We start from the raw sequence: 18,830 nt of genomic DNA on the forward strand, positions 1-18,830 counted from the left end.
AATATTGTTCCGAAACTTCCATCATATAGTTATGTAGCTCCATGGTATTAGCCTCCTGTTGACGTGTTGTGATGTCGCATAATTAATATTGTACGACATATCCGCCATATTTCACGAGGATATAGCATTAGACCTGCCATAAATGTATAGTAAAAGGTGAAAATGAACGTTCAGGAAAGGGAGGAATCGCTGATGAGTTCAGATCTTTCACCGCTAATGAGGCCCAAGTGGCTGCCTTTGATGGATGCCCATATTCATTTTGAGATGTATGAAGCAAATGAGAGGACAGCCATCATCCAAGACATGCGCGCCCATAACATCAAGGCTATGATTGCTGTCTCCAAGGATCTGGAATCCAGTCAGGAGAACCAGAAGCTCGCTGAATCATATCCTGGATTTTTATACCCGGCCTTTGGCTATCATCCGGAACAGAAGGTGCCTTCCGAGGAGGCGCTGCAGCGGCTCCTGCAATGGATGGATAATCATACCGCGGAGATGGTTGCGGTCGGTGAAGTTGGCCTGCCTTACTATTCGCGGCTGGAAGCTGCTGAGCAGGGGAAGCCATTTGATCTGGAGCCATATGTCCAACTGCTTGAGATCATGCTCCACTTCGCAAAGAAACATAATAAGCCGGTTATCCTGCATGCCGTATACGACGATGCCGACCGAGTCTGCGATCTTCTGGAGCAATATGAGATCAAAAAGGCGCATTTCCACTGGTTTAAAGGATCGGCCGCAACGATTGCCAGGATGGCTGAATCCGGTTACTACGTATCATTCACTCCTGATATTCTGTATGAAGAGGAAATTATCGATCTGGCTCGCGTTTACCCGGCTGACCAGGTGATGGTGGAGACCGATGGACCCTGGCCTTTTGAAGGGCCTTTTACCGGGCAGATCACCCACCCGAAAATGGTCAATGACGCAGCTGCTGCCTGGGCGAGGATTCGGGGCCTGCCGCTGGAGGAAGCCAGAAAGATGCTATACGATAACACTCTCCGCTTCTATGGCCTTGCCTAATATCATAAAGAGCCATCCCATGGGATGGCTCTCTCTTTGCGTTTTTATACGAACTCACTGGAGTGAATTAACCCCAGCCGTCTGGCCTCCACAATCGCTTCCGATCGTGAACGCACATTAAGCTTTTCGAAGATACGTGTCAGATTATATTCGACCGTTCGCTGGCTCATCAACAGCTTGGAGGCAATCTCCTTATTGCTGCTTCCATTCGAGACCTCCTGGAGTATTTCCTGCTCTCGCTCATTAATCGACACCTCTTCCATCGATTTCTCTTCCCGCCCCTGGTTCAGGCGAATTTCTCTACGCCGCAATTGACGCAGCAGCGATACCGGAATCACTGCCTCATCGCGCAGAACACAACGGATCGCATTTAACAGCTGCTCACGGGTTGCGGTCTTACTGACCACGCCGCTGACGCCCGATTCCACGAGAATGTTGAAATTAGGGCTGATCTCATACCCTGTATATATCAGAATGCGGCTCTCCGGCTTAACCTTCATAATTCGCTTCGTTAGCTCAATCCCGCTGATCACCGGCATGTTCAAATCAAACAGCATCACATCGAAGCTCTCCTCCTCCACCAGCTCCATCGCTTCCATCGCAGACATAAGCACCGTGACCTTCATATCCGGGTCCTGCTCAATCATATTTTTGGTCCCCTCGCCTACTGAGGGATGATCATCAACCAGCAATATTCGAACCATCTGTATCCTCCTCGCTTTCTCTGTCCATACTTGCTGACTCCAGCGGTAATGATATCTGGACTTCGAGCCCTTCTCCAGGCTCCGATCTGAAGTGGATCGCTCCCTCCAGGCTATGCACCCGCTCCTTAATGCCCGATAAACCCATATGCTGATAGGAATCGTTGAGATCCTCCAGCTTCAGCCCGATCCCGTCATCCTTATAGGTAAGCCATATATCGCTTTTTTGTTCCAGGGTTATGATAATATTAGAGGCCTTGGCATGCTTGCCGGCATTACGAAGCAGCTCCTGTACGATACGGAATATCGTAAGCATCTGCTCATCATTAATATCCGCCGTAAATGAATCGGACTGAAAATCAATCACATAATTTGAGCGGATCTGCGCCTGTTCAAACAACCCCCGCAGAGCTTCGACAATCCCCATCTCCTGAAGCAAAGGCGGACGCAGCTCATTACATGTCTCGCGAATCTGGTGAATAACATCCAGCAAGCCTTCTCTAATATCGACCAGGTTCTGATGAAGCTCCGGCGACATATCATGGTCCAACATCGCGGATTCCAGATTGCGATACCAGATCAATTGATCCTGAAGCGCCGAATCATGAAGATCCGAGGCCAGCTTGCGCCGCTCCTTCTCAGCCAGCTTGAATATCAATCGCAGCAGCCATGGCGAAGAGTCGGCTCCCTTCTGCTTCTGGAACTCTACCTCCAATTCCTCAACCAGGCTCTCAATCAGATACAAATTCTCATATACGATCGCACTGTAGTTAGCCAGCGTGCGCAGCCAGGCCAGTTCATCCAGATTATATTTGGTCCTGTTCCCCTTCACATCCAGCCACATCAAATGCAGAATACTCTGCTTCTTGCCGGCAATCACGCAGATGCCTCTCTCCACATTAAGCACAGTTCCAATCATTAAATGGTTCGCCGAGCCCCGGACTGCTTCAATCACAGACTTCCGGATATCGGCAAGCGATTCATCCAGCTTAAGCTCCCCAAGCTGATCCGTATCGATCTCAAGAAAAGCCACTTTCTTGACCGGCAGCACACTATAAATTTCCTGCTCCAATACGCGTTCCAGGTCAGAACGCTTCATAACGCGTGATATTCGAGCAGAGAACCGATTGAGACTGCCTTGAAAATTATGCAGATCCTTATTTAGCCTTGGCCGCAGCTTCAGATCCGCATACTCTTTCAGGAACAGCATCAGCGTAATCAATAAATAGCAAGCGAGAAACAATTGACACCACTTGACCCAGGATTGATTATTCTGATTCAAAATAAGCACCGTCAGCAAACAGATGACAAGTGTAGGCAAAAAGGACAGACTGGCATAATAGAAAACCCGATTGATTAGAAAATCAATATCAAACAACTGCTTAGTCGTGAACATATACAAATAAACAATTGGAATAGTCAAGAGAAATACCGCAGCGATTTCCGGAGATAAAAAGGATATGCCAAACAACTGGGGCACAGCAAACAAAAATACAAACGGGAAAAAGCCCGTTATATGTCCGATCAAAATTAATTTAAATAAAGACTTCAACGGTCCGTGGCGATGAGCAATAAACTTTTGCGCCAATCTTAAGACAATATAAATATTAATACCTATAAAATAGATCAGTATCAAGGTTGATATGACACTTGGCGATCCGTAATTAAATATTATTTTGCAAATATTGAGTCCAAGAACGATACAAACTACGGTATAGAAAAATCCTAGAGAATAGCGACTAATCATTTTCTCCTGATAGCGATCCAGATAATACGTCATAAATTGCAGGAAGAAGATCGGCACCATGAGAATGGCAAACGTCATGGTCAGTCTGCCTATCGGGTCAGCTCTTCCTGAAGAGAGCGAGCTTAAATAAGCGATTCCGATCGATAAAAAAAACAGAATCAACTGAATGGCGGCCGGATCGCCCTTCTTCCTCTGATATACGAAGAGGGATAAACCGGAGAATAGAAGTACGGAGATAAGCGGCGAGATAAGCTGGATCATCAATTCATTCAACGATAGCTCATTGGATACGTGAAGCAAAATAATGTTTGGTGTGCCATCCTCACCTACCCGGTTCAGAACGATCGAAGATGCCCTCTCCAGCAAGCCGTATGTCTTAATCGTGAAGAAGTCCTTCGCCGGCTGGCCGTTTACCTCCAGAATCGTATCCCCGACTAATATTCTCCCGTTCCCCCAGCTGCTCTTGGAAGAGAACTCTGTGACCACATACTGTCCTGTGCCCTGATCAGCAACTAGCGCTCCGATAAAGGGGTTCTTATATATGGAGAAAGATAGATATCCTACAAGAATGCTTATAAGAACTATGAATACCGACATTTTTGTTTTATGTGCCAATGTTGTTCCCTCACATTTTAGATTAGTTCACTTAATCAGCATTCTTTATAAGAATGATGTTATTAGCACCATGGAATAAAACGAAGCGGTTCTTTACTCATATCTCCTTGGTCTTTAAGCACATCGATTAATGCTCTTTCCTCGACGGCGCTCATGCCTGCCAATTGAAGCTGTCCTGTCCGAATATTCATCATTGCACCGGAATCTTTAACCATTGCTTGAATCAGTTCCTTCAACATCTTAAATCCCTCCAATTGGGTTATTTGATTAAGAGGTTTTCCTCTTAAGCCCAATATACAGGTCATTTCAAACGTTGAAAACGACAACCGCTCCCGTATTTCCCGCAAACCTTTTTGCGGGACTTGCGTGATTTGCGGCCGCCATTTGCGGTTGCTTAGTATATGGGGCAAAATTTTCAATATCCCGCGGCATCAGCCTTTATTCTGCAAAAGAGAGCATCTTCTCCTTCCAGTGCGGCTCCAGATTAAGACGTTCGATATGATCCAAATAACGGTAATAGTGCGTTCTCATGCGGACGGAGGTATAGATCAGCGTTCCCGTTGATTCTATCATCTGCTCAACCTCCTGCCTGCGTCCTACAACATCGGCAAAATCAAGACGCCCCTCGAAATAATCGATGATCCAGTGTGCCTCTTCGGGGACGGATTGCAGCAAGTACAGCGTCGGGAGCGTCTTTTTCCGATTCAAAAAGTCATTCTTATCATCCCAATTAAGCAGGTCACGAATGTCATTTTTGATCTGGGCGGCGATACCCAACTGCTCCGCATACAACTTGACTTCCTCGATCCATTCACCAGTCGCCAGCACCGTACCGATCATACTCGCGGTAACGAGAAGGGCCGCCGATTTCTGCGATACCATCTCAATGTATTCTTCTTCCGAGCCGATATCGTTGTACAGATCCGTCATTTGCCCGTTCACAGCGATAAGAATCCCTTGATTAAGAAGCTGCGCCGCCGCTAATCTCCGTTCATCCGGGAAACCGGTTGATAGAATAAGCTCCCCGGAGAGAGTCAGCATACCGATACCGATATTCAGGGCGATTTCGGACGGCAGCTGATTCCAGGCCATCTTCCCGTTATCCTTATCCTGTATGTCATCAATGATGTCCAAGCTAAGCATCATCAGCTCGATCGCCGCAGCTGCCCGGTAAATGTCCTTTGTGTCTCCACCTGCGAACATCCGATAATGAAGTACGGTCATTCGGCCCAATAGCATAGAAGATTCTTGCATTTTGTCCTCAAGACATGCGAGTGCGTGTTCATAGAGCTGTGGGACACTAAAATAGGTTCTCAAACTTTCGCGCAACTCTATTTCTAGTATTTCCGCAAAGGGCTCCACACTATAACCTCCATATGAAATGAATTATAAAAATATCCAATTCTTTATATGTATTCCATATCTACGAATTAACCCCTGCTTCCCTAGCAAAAATAACCGGGAAAAAATTATAAGAAAAAAAGTTTATTCCATGAAATATTCATCGAATAAACTTTATAAGCAAGCTCTATTCTGTTAATTTCTGATGGCAAGCCCTGAAGCTCGGCAAGTAGTCTCCTAAGCATGGAATATATTTTTTATATTTAGTCGCAGTATAACAACTGATGGAGCATATTCGTCATTTCTTCGGAAGTAATCTGATACATCCGAGCCATCTGAACAGCCCCTTCCAGCGCGCGACTGACTTGCGAGCAGCTCCACTCGTGATTGAAGCAGCCGTTTTCAAATTTGACAAAGGTGCCGATCCCTTTTCTGACCGTCAGCAACTTCTCTCGCTCAAGGTCCGTATATACTCGGCGTACGGTCACAAGGCTGCAGCATAACTCCCTGGCTAATTCACGGAGTGAGGGCAGCATCATGCCATCCGGCAGGTCGCCGCTAACAATCAGGGCCCGAACCTGTTCGCGAATCTGAACATATAAGGGCTCATTGGACTCCGGCGATATAACGATAGGCAGTATACGGCTCATTCGTATCCCTTCTTCCTGCATAACGCAAGCCCTAATTGGGCTGAACATCCCGTTCGAAGATCAGCTCGTAGTGGTTGGCAGTTCCAAATCCTTGCGCACTGGGGGCGAAAATTTGCAGCAGTCTTCATCCCTGTCTGGCATGCGCCTCATGATAGTCCTGGACCGGTTTATTCTCGATAATTCCGCGCAAATCAACTCTCTCAAATTTATATTCGTACATCCCTATTCCTCCCCGCGAAATATGAGGCTCGACAACACAACATCATAATAGCCATCCACGCCAAGCAGCTCCTGCACTGGCTTATCATAGAACGTCATTACCGGAACGAGCGATGAGCCTCCGCCCTCTTGCGAGCTGCGCACAAGGCGCTCTGTCAACCGGCCGCCCTCAAGCATGCATAGGCGGTAGCCCCGCTCTCCGAACAGCCTGATGCTGCGGTTCATATTCGCGGTGATGAACAAGGCCAAGTCCCCATCGCAAAATTCCAGGCTTTTGTCAAAAGCCTTGCTCCACCAGCGTGGATCCTCCTCTTCCTTGACATATTCTATGAATTTCTCTACCGGGCTGTAATAGAAGAGCTCGTAGTTTCCATCGGTCTGACTCTTGGACAAAAAATATAAATCAAGAGCGTCCAGCTTATCGGTTGGACCCAGGCCTTTCAGGCTCTCGAAATCCCAGAACGGGACGGTCGTGCGCTGCAGCTTCTCCAGGCCTGCGATCAACTCGGCTATATAGGGATGGCCCTCTTGATAGAGTTCATCGACCTTGAACCGCTCCGCGGCATAATAACGCTTGGCTGGCGTTACTGCCTGATTCATCTGCATGAACAGATTTTTCAGCATTTTCATGCGTGATCGGGTCAATACATCCAGCTGCGGATAATGATTGGAGTTGAGATGATAAGTCATCGCCAAATGCTCCTCCTCCAAATCCTGATCGGATCGCCAATCCATATATTTGATTTGCATGGGTATCACATCCTTATGATTTGATGAGTGAAAGCTGGTGATCTTTATGGAAACGGATGCGGGCTGCGATTCAAATTTTGCGGCTGGATCGGCTCTGTTCGGAGGGCCAGCTCCACCGGCGTCTTATAGATCCGTTCACTGGTAATAATCCGCTCCTTCTCGCTGCGCGGCAGCTGGACCGTACCCGGAACGATCATCTTGACGAAATGCAATCCAAGTTGACGGACATCGTCCGTGGTTAAGTCGACACACAGCACTTCAAGCCCCCGGTTTGCAAATTGCTGAACGATATATTGAAGGCGCTCCGTTTCCGTACCCGCTGCAATAGGCGGAGCCGGCTGGACGGATCGGAACTCGCTGGAAGCCGTGGCGAATGCTAATTCTTCATGGGCAAAGGGCTGTTCATAATAAGGTTGCCTCAATCCGTAATCAGTGACCTGATGCGGCAGCAGCGGCGGGAGCGATTTCGAATAGAGTTGCGACTTATTACCGATGAACAATTGGCTTATCTCCAGCAGCGTCTTGTATACAGCTTCCCCCATCGATAGCCGGGCCGATCCGCCGACCGATACTTTGCCTTCGCGGGTCATCAGCAGACCCAATGCGGAAGGGATACCGATGTCGCTCGTTGTATCGATCATCGTTAACTCGAATTTATTCGGATCGAGCAGCTCCTTGAAATGATCCATAACGGACAAATGGCGGGTATCCAGTCTCGGCAGCGAGAGCGAATTGTACCACATAATCATGAAGGCATCCCGCTCGATGATCTCGAGCAGACCTTCAATCATAGCCTGCTCCTTTGTTGTTCCCGCCGCCGACCCGGTCATGAGGCCGAAGCATATCGCTTCCTCATCTCCGCTCTGCGGGACATACGAGTCCCAGGCGATTGCGGCCGGTACCCATTTCGTTCGGCCCGTTGTCAGACTGCGGCCATGCACCCAGCGAATCTTGGATCGCTCTGTGAAGGGCTGATATGGAAATTGCCACTGTTCGTACTGCTCTTTTGTAAATAACGGAAGTTCGGCCGGATGCAGTGCATCCTCGCCAAGTTCTTCCCAACTTGCAAGTACCAGACGTTCCGGAATAACGTAAGCGGCACAATAACGCTCAATCGCTTTCGCAACAGCGGTCGTATTGGCCTCCTCCAGCGTCAATCCCACTCCGCGGGCTAAGAAATCGATCAGACCATGCTGTCCCTCCGCGAGAAATTTCGGGTTGGCCGGAACAGCTAAACTCAAATATAGTCTGGGATCCCCAGGGTCCGAACTTAAATTCATTAATTCCCTGACCATGCCCCCATGCGGACTAATCGCCTTCCGCAAATGATCTGGCACGGTTGATGTCAAGCCTTGAAGCTGAACCGAAACCACGGCGTTGTCGGTCCCAGGGCGGCCTGCATAACTCGCCCCTCCCGACCTTCGAATCAACGTACGGCTCATGGCCCAAGCACCAGGTCCGACTCGCGCCAAGGCTGTGCGGCGAGATGAGCCTGGCTCCTGGCTCCGCAGGAAGGACAGGTCGGCACCTTGTAGACCGGATTCACGTCCCCCTGCAGGTGGAAGGCGTCAAAATCAATCATATGACCGAGCGATAACGGTGGATAGCTGCTCGTATGGCGCGAGATCCATTTTGCCGTCTCGATGGCGATTACACCGCTCAGTACAGACCAGGACAGATCGAACATGATATCCCTCGCCTCCAGAGGAGCAAGGCCGTTCGAACTGCCGCGCCGCTGCGCGCATTCATAACAAGCTGAATAACCGGGAACGATAATCGGTCCAATTCTGCCTGTGGAGTGGGAAAATTGTACAGGCAGCCAAGTGATCCCCTGCTCCAGTGCATAGGTATTGAACGCTTCCCCCCATTGTTCAGCCTGCAGCACGACAACCAGCTCGGAATCTATGCTAACATCCGCAAACTTACTTACTGTGCTCACTTCAACGCCCAGTCCTGCAAGCAAGCCTTCGAGCGGATCCGCCAGATTAACAGCCTCCTTCTCGTACAGAATCGTGACCTGACTCATATGGATCGGCCACCTTTCCCAACAATTAAGCCTCTTACATTTTCCTCCTCAAATACTCCGAAATACATCTCTTCAACCTCCCCCTAGAAAGTTTTAAGTAATCGCCCATCCTCCGTCTACAACAAAGCGATAGCATGCAATCATTTCTGCAATTTCCGTTAAGCTAGGATCAGACATTCCTACCCGAGCGAACATGACGAATGGGGTTAAGAAATCGAGTAATCCCAGAATACAGCGGATCGTTGTTGCCTTTCCTCACTTACTCATTGTATTTTTTAGAGCCTCGTATACATTGACCACACCCACTCCGAAGTCCGTATCCGGACCTGTCACTCCATAGTCTGTGGCACTGCGGAACAAGATCTGCTTGACATCCTCCGGACTCATCGGCTTGCCTTTTTCCCGTCCCTCCGCAATAAGCAGGGCGGCGGCGGCTGAAACTTTGGGGGCGGCGAGACTCGTTCCAATCATAAATTCGTAGCCTGCAGGCAAACCGACAAGCTGGCTAAGATACGACTGGGGCAGGTTAGTAGGATAAGTAGTGAGACACATACTTAACAGATTCAACTCTCCCTTGGTGAACCATGTGCTGCCATAATCACCGGCTGGCGCAGCTATCATATTACGTAAGCCATAGTTCGAATAAAAAGCTCGTTCATGCTCCCGATTTGTCGCCGATACGGTGATGACACCAGGGAGACCACCCGGAGCATGGACCGCCAAATTCTTCCCCCAGCCCAAGTTTTCTGCCAATTGGAACGGGTTGCTAATATCCAGGCCATCGGTACCGGACGAAGCCACGACGACAACCCCGTGCAGATAAGCATAAGCCAGAGCCCGTTCATAGGCGATTAAGATGGCTTGATCCTCACGTTTGATCAATGATTTATAAGTGCCCAGACTCAAATTAATAACATCCACTTTATCACGTACGGCTTGAATAATGGCCTCAACGACCCAGGAACTGTCGGCCTCTCCCTCGTCAAACACTTTATATGCCGAAATTCCCAGGTTAGGTCCGACTCCCAAGAGCTGACCATTGGCAGCGATCGTGCCGGCAATCATCGTTCCATGCCCGAGACGATCTATGGTATCGTTGACACCAGGTACAAATGATCGTCCTCCGTTAACGACATTACCGCTTAAATCTGGATGCGAAGCATCAATCCCGCTATCTATGACCGCAACGACCACATTATGATTTCCGGATTGCATGGATAGGCTTTGCCCGTCTCCGGTTACCTCCTTAATATCCCACCCCCAGCTTTGATATAATGGAGCACCTGCAGCAAGCGGCGATGAGCCCGTTACACTGTCGGCTGCCTCTTGACGGCGGGCACTTGGAAACTGCGGTCTGTTTAAGTTCAGGATATTATAGGTTTTTTTGCTAGCTATCCCGGCATCCTGCAACGGGTCCGTAGCCTGATCACTGATCGTAATCTTAGGGTCCTCTCCCACCTCTTCAATATCAGAGGCAAAGGCTGCGGTCAGCGCTGCTTCCGCATCCAGAAGCCGATCCAGTGAATAACCAGTTAATTTCAGCATGCTTACTTCAGGCAGCAGAGTAATCTCAATATCCGGCCACTGCTGCAGCAATTCCTCCGGATATGCAGGCAATCTGCCTTCCTTGAACATAATGAGCCGGCTCTGCGGATCTCCCGATGTAATACCCTCGTCCCATTCCAGAGATTGCAGAGGGTGGTACGTGATATCTGTAACCGACACCGGAGAAATAAGGTTTCCGTATTCCTGCTCGACCTTTGCACCATTCGCCCCCTCCATTACCGCCGCAAGTACGCCACTATGGCCTGGAGACGTTACCAGAAGCAGAACAACCGCCATTACAAACATAATCTTTCGCCTGCGATTCCTTTTCTTATTTCCCACTTCCGACTTAAATTGCGAGTTCATGTTCTTTTTCCTCCTCACTCATATAAAGTTGATAATATAGCCCTTTTTTCGCCAGAAGCTGCTGATGTGTTCCCGTCTCGGCGATCCTGCCCTCGCTCATTACAATAATCCGGTCGGCATTGATGACAGTACTAAGTCTATGGGCAACAACAAGCCTCGTACATTTCATGACCGACAGCGCCCTATCGATCTCCGCCTGAGTTAGATTGTCGAGCGCACTGGTCGCCTCATCCAATAATAAAACCTGCGGACGGTTGATGAGCGCGCGCGCCAGAAGCAAGCGCTGTCTTTGTCCTCCAGACAAGCTTGTGCCGTTCTCGGAAACCACCGAAGCGTAGCCAAGAGGTAGCTTCATAATTTCGTCATGTATATTGGCCGTCATGCAGGCCTCTACAACTCGTTCCAAAGGAATATGTTCGTCCAGCATACGAACGTTCTCCTCGACTGTTCTCTGAAAAAGCCTCGTGTCCTGGAGAACAGAGCCGATACATCGCCGTAATGAAGAAAGCTCCAATTCATCTATTAGCCGACCATCATAACGTATTTCTCCTTCGGTACAGCGATACAGTCCTAACAACAGCTTGACAAGTGTACTTTTTCCGGAACCGGAAGGACCAACAATGGCAACCTTCTCACCGGGTTCAATTTCAAGATTCACATTACATAGAACATCTGAGGAGAAGGGTGAATACCGGTAGGAGACGTTGTTCATCTCAATTCTCCCTTGCAAGCTCGTCACTGCTTCTCCCCCTTCCTGCTCCGGCTTTGCCTCAACGACATCCTGCATCCTTTGCAAATATGATCCTACCGACAATAGCTGGGTATAAGCAGACCCGAGCGAAACAATAGGTATCATAAATGCGGCGGCCAGCGCATTGAATCCAAGCAGTCCCCCCAAGGTCATGTCTCCTTGAATAACTGCACCGCTCCCTGCCCACAGCAACAGCAGCGGCAAAATGAATTGAATTCCCGTAGAAAAAGAGTCCAATAGCGAAATCCAAATATTGCGCTTCTGTGTTGTACGGAGTTGAGTGCGGAACAAACGGCCCCAGGTGCCAAACAAATGGTTCTCAGCCCCCAGCAGCTTCATGTCCGTTATACCGTAGATGCATTCCGCCAAGAAGCTTTGCGTCCTGCTTTGTTCGGTAATTTCGCGGCTGGCAAACTGCTGGGTCACCATCGTCGTAACAATCAAAATACTGAATATCCCAACCCCCACGCCAATTACCATGCTTCCCAGCGAAACCGAACTTGTGAACATTAGGACTGCATAGGAGATTAGTAAAATGAAATCAATTATGATGCTTACCATACGGTTAGAGAGAATCTGCCTGATATACACATTGGCATTGGTACGGAAGAGCAACTCGCCGCCTGTTCGCGATTCAAAGAAGGAATACGGCAGCCGGAACAGCTTGCCAATAAACGTCTCCATCATCAGCAAGTCCATGGCCGACTGTAATTTGGCCAGCAGCCAACCTCTTAGCATGGAGAACAATTCAAAGAATATGAACAACGAGAGTAATGCCACAGCGATGATGGATGCTTTATCTTGTGAGGAGTTCAGTAGTAGATGGTCTGTAGTGTAAGCTGTAAGCTTCGGAGCGATTAAGCCGAAGCTTTGTAGAGCAAGAGAGACGCCAAGAATATACAAAAGCCATTTGGGTTGCTTCAACGCGATTGTGAGAAAAAAACTCCACTTGCTTTTTTTCCTTCTCGGCTTCAGGGATTCGCCAGGGGCAAGGCAAAGAATAAATCCGCTGTATAGTCCCTGTGCCTCTTCCCTGCTGATTTTTTTGCGTCCAAAAGACGGGTCGACAATTGTCACGCTTCGTTTGCCTATACGTTCAATAACAATGAAATGCTTCTCCTCCCAATGAGCAATCGCCGGTAGCGGTAAATTCAGAAGTTGTTCAAAATCAGCCTTGAAAGCTTTGCTTATCAAATTGTAGCCTGAACTGATATTGATTAATTGCAAGAGCGAACTTCCGCCCCTGCTGATCCCGTACCGTTCACGGATCTCGTGAAGGGAGACAAAGGTTCCATAATAGCCCAGCACCATGGCGATGCACGCTATCCCGCATTCGGAATCCTCCATTTGCTCGATGAACGGTACTTTTCTATACATGAGTAAGTCTCCTGTTCATCCCCGCCATCTCAACCTCTGCAGCCGACTCCGGAGGGAAGATCCATCCATAATGGTAAGCCATGATCCCTATTTCGACCCTTGAAAATATCCCCCATTTATCTTTGATTCTAAAAACAATCTCACCAACTCTCCTACGGCTGATGTACAGCTTCTGTGCGATCTCGACATCCTTCATCCCTTGGGCAATCAGAATAGCCACTTCCTTTTCCTTCTCGCTTAAATGCATGGTGTAATCAGCTCTCCTTCCATAATTCATTTTTCAAGTTCCATATTAGTATTAACTGGTCCCGCTTGCACCGAAAATCCAGCTTCGGATTACCACAAATTATTGGCGGGGCAACATTGTGGAGCAGCGCAATAAGAGTATGGAAAATACTGCAATTTTGCGTAGTACACAACCCGCTTAATCGAAATTAAGATTAGAGACGTAAGAAACAAAGCAAACAAAGAAAGGAGGTTAACCTATGAATCGTCAAGCTGCTCTACTCTCCTTGGATATGGAGAACCCTGCAGGCATGGCGCTAATAGAACTAAGCAACGAGGAATTGAAGCGCGTCCATGGCGGTGCCGATGTTCAGCCAGAGACAACACCATTGTGCGGGTTTTTTGTTGGTGTCGGTATCGGTGTCATTTTGTCTGTCGCCAAATGCTAGTCTGATTGGTCAAAATTCAAATTTAAAAATGGGAGGTATTTCAAATGAAAAGAGAAGACGTATTATCCGCTTTTAATCAGGTTCATCCTTCGGGGGAGGCTCTAGTAGAGCTTAGCCATTCTGAATTATCCCGCGTATACGGCGGAGCTGACGTACAGCCTGAGACAACTCCGATCTGTGCGGTTGCTGCAACGGTTGCTGCATCTTCTGCAACTTGCGCCGCGGTAGGCGGAGGCATCGCAGTAGGGGTAACCATCGTATTGACGATCAAAAGCTGCTAATGTTAAAAATGCCATATATAAACACATATCCCTTAAAGTGTACAGCCGAAATGCGGCTGTACACTTTGTATTCCCAGCATAAATAGAATTTGAATATATAGGGTCTTTTGGGTTTGTATCCCTAATTAAAAGAATATATGATTGAGGTATCGCAACCTACCGCAAATAATCAAGAAAGCAGGTGTTTCCATGAATATAAAGAGGCTTCTGAGACCACTGCCGTTCATTCTCATATTAATCCTGATTGGTGTTCTCACGGTCCTTTTGTTCCCGGCATCCGGAAAAGCAATTACCCATGCAGCCCTTATGATCTCAGCCTTTCTATTTGCGGTTCTCGCTCACGAGACAGGACATTTGCTGATAGGCACCTTGGTAGGGCTGAAGCCCGAAGAGCTGATTGTTGGTCCGATGATGATCGTCTTTACGAAAGGCTCTATCCGCTTGCGACCAAACGACAGCTGGTTGCGTTTTGGTGGAACGATGCGTTTTTCGGCCTGCTCAGCAGATCTGAATGTAATGGCCCGAAGGTGGTCCTGGATGGCTCTTGGCGGACCTGCGGCAAGTTTATTCACCGCACTGCTCATTCTGCTCCTCCCCCCTTTCTGGCCACTATTCAAGGAGCTATTATTATGGATCAGCTTTGTTGTTGGAGCAGCCACGCTCTTCCCCTTATCGAACGGGTCCACTCATTCCGACGGAAAGCTATTTTTACTTCTGCACAAGAGTTCGGCAAGGGCTCATTTATTAATGGCCGGGGTTATACTCCAGAAGGATTATCTATCCGAACGGCAACCCGCCGACTGGAACCCAAAAATCATTAACGCAGCCGCCCAGTTATTGAACGGTTTGCCGGAACGTACGCCGGAGCAGCTTGCTGAGGAGAATGAACTGCGAATGTATCTATACCTTCACTATGCCGACAAAAGGCAACCTGAAGAGGCGTTAAAATATATTCGCCCTGTCTGTTTAACTAAACATCCCTATTCTTCCATTCCAGTGTCCCGGATTATGATAGATAGCTTATACGCCAGTCATTTATTGCTGTATCCTCCGCAAGACATACGGTCCTGCGAGGAAGCCGAAGCGCTTGTAAAAGCTTTGCCAAACAACGAGCCCTACAGCTATCACAAAGCCTGGGCAGCTCTGTTGTCCGTACAGGGTAACAAAGAGGAAGCTATGGAGCACTTATCCCAAGCTCGAGTCCTGCTTGACCGCTGGTTCAGGCCGTTCGGAACCTACCGTCTCGAGCGGAACATATTATCGCAAATTGAAAATCAACTGTAGCAGTCCCTTCTCTTGGCTCTCGCAAAAAGCGCCATTTTGCGAAGTACCGACCTCAAAGCGGCAGTGCTAACATTAAGGCATTAAGAATTTCGGGAGGGATTATAATGCCATCATTAATAGATAAAACCGCCAAAGGTGAGCTGAACGAACGAAACGCCCCGTCCCTTTTTCTCAAGGAACGGGAAGCTCTGCTGGGGCTTCATTGCAAGCCTCATGACGAAGCTATGGAGATGAATTCTAACGAAATCGAACGTTGGAGAAAGGACGCACTTCTCTTGGATGACAAACAGTTCCGCAGCAGGCTGGCCGCGGAACGGTGGACAGAGGAAAGATTCGGCGAAGTAATTTCGGCCGTAATGAACTCGCAGCAGCTTCCGGCAGCCCTGCCTGAAAACAGTTATTACAATTGGGTGGGCTTACCTGAATTACAAGAAGCATTGCGATTAAATCGCACTATTTCCCCGCAAGAACCTGTCAACCTGAAGCTCCACTCGGCCTTTCGTCCCTTTTTACTGTGGGCGGCACAGAGATGGGATCAGGCCATCGCAATGAACCAAAAGATCGAACAATTCGTGGATACGGAGGCAGTACGGGAGAAACTACTCAATGAACTGGCCGACTGCTTGCTGCAGTGCGGTGCCCGAACGCTGGTCCTAGAACTGCATGTAGCGAAGAAATTGGAGGAATTGGAGGGCGGCACGCCGGCAGAGAGATTTCAAAGCTTCGTAAAACAAAAACTATGTGACATCGATGGATTAGAATTCATTTTTAGCGAATACCCTACGCTTGCTCGGATTCTGATGATTCGAACTCGCTTTATCGTTGAGGCCGTACTGGAAGCAGTAATACGCTTCTCCAACGACTATGATGAAATCATAACGACCCTAGCACTACCGCAAGGCATACACAGGCTACAAACCTTTTCGGCCGGTATGGGTGACGCTCACCAACAAGGACGTTCCGTTATGCGTATGCACCTGGATTCCGGTGATATATTAATGTATAAACCAAAGCCTCTCGGGGCCTCCCTTCATTTCAGCAAGCTTCTGTTGTGGCTGAACAACAAGGGGTTTTCGCCTGCCTTTAAACCGCTTCATGTGCTGGATAAAGGCGACTATGGCTGGGAGGAATATGTGAATCCAGAAAGCTGCAGCACAGGTTCTGAGGTCGCGCTCTTTTATCAGCGCCTGGGGGGATTACTCGCTATTTTATACAGTATGCGTGGAACAGATTTTCATATGGAAAATGTAATTGCTAAAGGTGAACATCCGGTCCCTATTGATTTGGAGACCTTATTTCATAATGCGCCCGCCCTGAATTTCCCGGATACTGCCGATGTAGAGGCCAAGAAAAAAGTCGTTGATTCCGTAATCGGCACCGGATTATTACCGCTCCTGCTTTATCAGAACGAGGAAGGCTTCGGCATCGAAATGAGCGGTATGGGAGGAGCAAGTGAACAACCGCTGCCATTCCCGGTATTACAAGTAGAGAACGAGGATACAGATGAAATGCGGTTCGTGCGTAAAACAAGATGTTCCAGCCCTTCCAGCAACAGACCTATGTTAAACGGACAGGACACGAATGCCAGCAACTATGTGGATGACATCGTACTCGGATTCCGGAAGGTTTGTTCTATTCTGCGGCAGAATCTTGCACAGCTCTTAGATGAATCCACAGGTCCGTTGGCCCCTTTCAGGAATGTTCCCATCCGGATCATTCTTAGACCGACCCAGTTTTACGCCAATTTTCTAATGGAAGCCAACCATCCCAATTACACTAAAGATGCGATTGAACGGGAGAAGCTGCTCGATCGTCTCTGGTATACGGTTCTGGATGAACGAGCGATTGCTTCCGAACGGGAAGACCTGCTCCTGGGGGATATTCCTTATTTTATAACGACCCCTACTTCCCGCGATTTGTTCGATAGCCGGGGCAAGATCATTCCGGACTTCTTCCCGGAGACTAGCTATGATCTGGCCATACAGCGACTTACCGCATTGGATGAGGCGGAAGAAGAACGCCAGACTGGCTGGATCATTTCCTCCATCCTCGGTTCGGCGGAATGGAACACCAAGAATTCTGAATGCTGTTCTTCCGATAATTCCACTTGTGTCATGAATGAAGCCACGTCAGCTTCCTCTAGTGCTCAAGCGGAAAATTCGTCAGACGAGTATATTAAGCAAGCGACTGAGATCGGAGACTATCTGCTGGAGCAGGCCATCTTTAACAAAAGCCGCTCGGACGCCACATGGATCGGTGTAGGAATGAACTATCGTGGACAATGGAACGTATCCGCCATGAAAGGGGGATTATATGACGGTACTGCAGGTCCTGCGCTTTTTTTGGCATATCTCGGAAAAGTTACAGGAGAACAGGCCTATACGGAAGCTGCTCGCCTTGCCATGCAAACCTCCCTGGCTTCGCTTCCCTATCATGCCAATTTCAGCTCCGCCTTTTACGGTCAGGCCTCCATTCTTTATGTATTATCCCAGTTCATCGGACTCGGGGCTGCCGATCCTTCGTGGAAAGATATCCAGACTCATCTTGTCGATCATCTAGGCACCATCGTTGAAAATGATCATTGCTATGACCTGCTCGGCGGCGCAGCCGGAGTTATTCTCGTACTGCTTCAGGTCTATAAGAAATTCAAGATTGAACAGGCATTGGCCGCCGCCATAGATTATGGAGAACACCTTTTGTCTCAGTCCGTTCCGACAGAAGGCGGCATCGCTTGGCCGTCGCTTCTTCAGACACGAAAACCTTTAGGAGGCTTTGCACATGGAACTGCCGGTATTGCCTTGGCTCTGCAATCGTTATGGGAAGCATCCGGAAGAGCGGAATTCCATGAACATGCAGAGCAAGCTTTAGCCTTTGAGCGCTCCTTGTACTCGATCAAGCAGGGGAACTGGGCCGATCTGCGTAAAGCTGGACCAGAAGCCTACCATGCTAAATATTGGTGCCACGGTTCTGCCGGAATTGGCTTGGGTAGAGTTCTTATGTATGATATGCCGGCTATGGATAAACCCGCATTGCTTGCTGAAATCGAAGCTGCCATCGATACCACACTGAAGGGTGGAATCGGAGCAAGTCACTGTCTCTGCCATGGAGACATGGGTAATAGTGAGCTGCTGCTTCAGTCTGGAAGAAAGCTTGGACGCCCGGAACATATTGAGAAGGCTTATTCTCTAGCCAACCAAATGATTAGCGAGAAGAAAAAAGCAGGATCATTCCGAACTGGAATTCCCCGCGGATTAAAAACACCCGGATTCTTTCTGGGTTACTCAGGTATCGGTTACCAGTTATTGCGATTAATTAATCCAGAGTTAGTCCCTTCTGTGTTGTCTCTGGAAATTCATCCAGAAACGTAATCATACGCAAGTCCTGAAGAGGGTGTCCCAAAAGTAAACCTTAGAACACCCTCTTCAAAGAAATAGGAAGATATTCGTAAAAAAACAAGGAGTTAAGCGGTCTATTTTCGCTTAG

Annotated in this window: 16 protein-coding genes; 5 read left to right on the forward strand and 11 right to left on the reverse strand. The window is 48.4% G+C overall.

What is annotated here, in order from left to right:
• Positions 1–192: 192 nt before the first annotated feature.
• The gene (locus DMN77_RS23300; protein ID WP_179016439.1) at positions 193–1,020 is read left to right on the forward strand and encodes a TatD family hydrolase; all 828 of its coding nucleotides are present in this window, start codon (positions 193–195) and stop codon (positions 1,018–1,020) included.
• Positions 1,021–1,064: 44 nt separating this feature from the next.
• Here the strand turns inward: DMN77_RS23300 and DMN77_RS23305 are convergent, their stop codons facing one another.
• The 11 genes from DMN77_RS23305 to DMN77_RS23360 all read right to left on the reverse strand — a co-directional run bounded on the left by DMN77_RS23305 (position 1,065) and on the right by DMN77_RS23360 (position 13,355).
• On the reverse strand, positions 1,065–1,724 hold the full coding sequence (locus DMN77_RS23305) for a response regulator transcription factor (RefSeq protein WP_068779528.1): 660 nt from the start codon (positions 1,722–1,724) through the stop codon (positions 1,065–1,067).
• Complete coding sequence (locus DMN77_RS23310) at positions 1,702–4,083, reverse strand: sensor histidine kinase (RefSeq protein ID WP_179016440.1); 2,382 nt, start codon at positions 4,081–4,083, stop codon at positions 1,702–1,704. Before DMN77_RS23310 ends, DMN77_RS23305 begins: the two co-directional genes overlap by 23 nt.
• Positions 4,084–4,145: 62 nt before the next feature.
• Positions 4,146–4,322: a competence pheromone ComX gene (comX, locus tag DMN77_RS23315; protein ID WP_157259339.1), complete on the reverse strand. Its 177-nt coding sequence runs from the start codon at positions 4,320–4,322 to the stop codon at positions 4,146–4,148.
• Positions 4,323–4,521: 199 nt separating this feature from the next.
• Positions 4,522–5,337 (reverse strand): polyprenyl synthetase family protein, encoded by an 816-nt coding sequence (locus tag DMN77_RS23320; RefSeq protein ID WP_179016441.1) that lies wholly within the window; start codon positions 5,335–5,337, stop codon positions 4,522–4,524.
• A 350-nt stretch (positions 5,338–5,687) separates the two neighbouring features.
• Entirely contained in the window at positions 5,688–6,074 is a 387-nt protein-coding gene (locus tag DMN77_RS23325) for a GntR family transcriptional regulator (RefSeq protein WP_068779525.1), read from the reverse strand.
• A 222-nt stretch (positions 6,075–6,296) separates the two neighbouring features.
• Complete coding sequence (locus DMN77_RS23335; RefSeq protein WP_068779524.1) at positions 6,297–7,043, reverse strand: nitroreductase family protein; 747 nt, start codon at positions 7,041–7,043, stop codon at positions 6,297–6,299.
• A gap of 44 nt (positions 7,044–7,087) precedes the next feature.
• Positions 7,088–8,485: a YcaO-like family protein gene (locus DMN77_RS23340; protein ID WP_179016442.1), complete on the reverse strand. Its 1,398-nt coding sequence runs from the start codon at positions 8,483–8,485 to the stop codon at positions 7,088–7,090.
• Positions 8,482–9,069 (reverse strand): TOMM precursor leader peptide-binding protein, encoded by a 588-nt coding sequence (locus DMN77_RS23345; RefSeq protein WP_068779522.1) that lies wholly within the window; start codon positions 9,067–9,069, stop codon positions 8,482–8,484. Before DMN77_RS23345 ends, DMN77_RS23340 begins: the two co-directional genes overlap by 4 nt.
• 255 nt (positions 9,070–9,324) lie before the next feature.
• The gene (locus tag DMN77_RS23350) at positions 9,325–10,980 is read right to left on the reverse strand and encodes a S8 family serine peptidase (protein WP_179016443.1); all 1,656 of its coding nucleotides are present in this window, start codon (positions 10,978–10,980) and stop codon (positions 9,325–9,327) included.
• Complete coding sequence (locus DMN77_RS23355; RefSeq protein ID WP_179016444.1) at positions 10,964–13,108, reverse strand: peptidase domain-containing ABC transporter; 2,145 nt, start codon at positions 13,106–13,108, stop codon at positions 10,964–10,966. The genes DMN77_RS23350 and DMN77_RS23355 overlap by 17 nt, the downstream gene beginning before the upstream one ends.
• Positions 13,101–13,355, reverse strand: coding sequence for a response regulator transcription factor (locus DMN77_RS23360; protein ID WP_229520931.1), 255 nt, complete (start codon positions 13,353–13,355; stop codon positions 13,101–13,103). The genes DMN77_RS23355 and DMN77_RS23360 overlap by 8 nt, the downstream gene beginning before the upstream one ends.
• A 238-nt stretch (positions 13,356–13,593) precedes the next feature.
• Between DMN77_RS23360 and DMN77_RS23365 the strand changes: the two genes are divergently transcribed.
• The 4 genes from DMN77_RS23365 (at position 13,594) to DMN77_RS23380 (ending at position 18,715) form a co-directional block, all read left to right on the forward strand.
• Positions 13,594–13,782, forward strand: a complete 189-nt coding sequence (locus tag DMN77_RS23365; RefSeq protein WP_069188315.1) for a mersacidin family lantibiotic — start codon at positions 13,594–13,596, stop codon at positions 13,780–13,782.
• Between the two features lie 44 nt (positions 13,783–13,826).
• A complete protein-coding gene (locus DMN77_RS23370) occupies positions 13,827–14,063 on the forward strand; it encodes a mersacidin family lantibiotic (RefSeq protein ID WP_068779519.1) in 237 nt (78 codons plus the stop codon).
• 189 nt (positions 14,064–14,252) lie between these two features.
• Positions 14,253–15,347: a hypothetical protein gene (locus DMN77_RS23375; protein ID WP_068779518.1), complete on the forward strand. Its 1,095-nt coding sequence runs from the start codon at positions 14,253–14,255 to the stop codon at positions 15,345–15,347.
• A 104-nt stretch (positions 15,348–15,451) separates the two neighbouring features.
• Positions 15,452–18,715 carry a type 2 lanthipeptide synthetase LanM family protein gene (locus tag DMN77_RS23380; RefSeq protein ID WP_179016445.1) on the forward strand — a complete coding sequence of 1,088 codons (3,264 nt, stop codon included), beginning with the start codon at positions 15,452–15,454 and terminating at the stop codon, positions 18,713–18,715.
• Positions 18,716–18,830: the final 115 nt, after the last annotated feature.

Origin of the sequence: Paenibacillus sp. 79R4 (assembly GCF_013393165.1) — a bacterium.
Classification (GTDB): domain Bacteria; phylum Bacillota; class Bacilli; order Paenibacillales; family Paenibacillaceae; genus Fontibacillus.